This is a genomic window from Bartonella sp. AA81SXKL, from assembly GCF_042196945.1.
Classification (GTDB): Bacteria; Pseudomonadota; Alphaproteobacteria; order Rhizobiales; family Rhizobiaceae; genus Bartonella.
Genome location: NZ_JBHIRH010000320.1, coordinates 322 through 629, shown reverse-complemented (window position 1 = coordinate 629; position 308 = coordinate 322). Strand labels below are relative to the sequence as shown.

General features: G+C 41.6%; 1 protein-coding gene. It reads right to left on the bottom strand.

Annotated features, from left to right (window positions below; translation table 11 throughout):
• The coding region (locus tag ACFINZ_RS11415) for a DNA polymerase (protein WP_375701570.1) at nt 1-308 on the bottom strand (308 nt) is incomplete at both ends.

Here is a 308-nt window from a genome sequence, read left to right as displayed (position 1 = left end):
CCTAATTGATTGGCTAATCCAAAAGCTGAAATACCATAAATAATGCCAAAATTAATCGCCTTCGCGCGTCGTCTTATATCTGACGGCATCCCTTCTATTGCTACTCCAAATATTTGCGATGCAGTAATAGCGTGAATATCCTGCCCCCTAGAAAAAGCTTCTTTGAGTGCTGTAATGTTAGCAATATGCGCAAGGATGCGTAATTCAATTTGGCTATAATCAGCCGATAGCAGTACATGCCGTTTTGGAGCAACAAAAGCTGTTCGTATTTTACGTCCTTCAGCGGTTCGCACTGGAATGTTTTGCAA